The following is a 1463-nucleotide window of genomic DNA, read 5'->3' as shown; positions in this document are numbered from 1 at the left end:
TTACTCCTGCGCATAAGGGACTTGCACCCTCTAGATTAATAAACTACCTTTCGGTAGTCAAAAGATGCCCATGCTGGGCACACACAAAATATATAAAAAATACTTAGTTTAGTGCTAAGACAAAAGTTAGTACTATTTTGTTAATTCCGATTTTCCTTCGGAAAATCCTCACGCACAAAACAGTACTTTCCATATATAAATCGTTCTACGCAATTTGAAGGAAAAACTCTGAGTTCAAGAACAACAATAAAATGAATTTGACAATTATACTAAAAATATGTTAGCAGTAATTTTAAGCATAGGAGCATTTTTCCTTTTTTTTAAAATATTAGATTGGATAGGAGATAGTGAAGATAAATGGGGAAGAAAGACAAAAAAGGAGAAAAAAGAAAGTATAGAATCTTTCAAAATTGGAGGTACAGTTATACTAATAATAATAGTTATTTTAGCATTTGTTGCTGTTATGACTTCATAAATATAATTTAAAACAGAAAATCTTATGATAAATAATAAAATTCTAACATTAATTTTTGCTTCTATTTTTACATTAAGTAGTTATTCTCAAGACACTTATAAAATTGGAAATACAGAATATTATTCTGGACAATATTATTCAACTACTGGAAAACCACTTGTGAAAAGAAGCGATGCTAACAAACGGAAATTTTTAAAATCATATGGATACAATAAAATTCCGTACGGCTATGAAATCGACCATATAAAACCTTTGTCAGAAGGAGGTTCAGATGACCCAAGCAATATGCAATTACTTACTATCGGACAGCATAAAAGAAAAACAGCACGAGAAAGGTCAAACAGAAGTAATTCAACTTACTCAACAACTAAACGAAACTATTATTCCAATTCGACTTATAATAGTCTTAACAGTAATTCTAAAAGTTCAAACTCAACTTATTCAGGAACTGACAATAGCCAAAAAACAATTTATACTGGAAGTAGAGGCGGAAAATATTATTATAATAGTAGTGGAAAAAAAGTCTATGTAAAATCTAAAAAAAAGACAACAAATAGTTACTATTCGAGTCCAAATTATTCTTCACCTACATATTCAGTACCGAATAATTCTTCAAGTAAAACTATCCATACAGGTTCAAGAGGAGGAAAATATTATATCAACTCAAACGGAAATAAAACATATGTGAAAAAGAAAAATTAAAAAACTGCGTAGAACACCGTATATAATTTATTGCTGGCTTCTTGCCTACTTGCGAAAGTCCTCGCGGACTTTCTCGGTCGGTAATTATTTACTAAATTAGTTGCTTAAAACACGCAACAAACCATATACAACAACGTTACCCACAATTGAAGAAAAAAATTGATCAAAAAAGAGAAATTAAGAAGCGCTGTTTTTGTGGATAATTCAGAAGCGGAAACGGCTCGTGATATGGTAAAATCTGATTTTGAAGAATCTTAAAACCGAAATGGCATATGTGGGATTTATA

2 protein-coding genes are annotated in these 1463 nt (G+C 30.4%); both read left to right on the top strand.

Going from position 1 to position 1463, the window contains the following annotated elements; translation table 11 throughout:
• Positions 1-277: 277 nt before the first annotated feature.
• A complete protein-coding gene (locus DPIF8902391_RS10510) occupies positions 278-475 on the top strand; it encodes a hypothetical protein (RefSeq protein WP_172505795.1) in 198 nt (65 codons plus the stop codon).
• A 24-nt stretch (positions 476-499) separates the two neighbouring features.
• A complete protein-coding gene (locus tag DPIF8902391_RS10505; RefSeq protein WP_172505794.1) occupies positions 500-1177 on the top strand; it encodes an HNH endonuclease signature motif containing protein in 678 nt (225 codons plus the stop codon).
• The last annotated feature ends 286 nt before the right edge of the window (positions 1178-1463 follow it).

This window comes from Tenacibaculum finnmarkense genomovar ulcerans (assembly GCF_900239495.1).
Classification (GTDB): Bacteria; Bacteroidota; Bacteroidia; order Flavobacteriales; family Flavobacteriaceae; genus Polaribacter; species Polaribacter ulcerans.
The sequence above is the reverse complement of the archived record's forward strand: the minus strand, read 5'-3'. Positions and strand labels throughout refer to the sequence as shown.

What these genes read in the sequence shown, in the direction of transcription:
- DPIF8902391_RS10510 (WP_172505795.1), top strand. Translation starts at nt 278, where the DNA reads ATGTTAGCAGTAATTTTAAGCATAGGAGCATTTTTCCTTTTTTTTAAA.
- DPIF8902391_RS10505 (WP_172505794.1), top strand. Translation starts at nt 500, where the DNA reads ATGATAAATAATAAAATTCTAACATTAATTTTTGCTTCTATTTTTACA.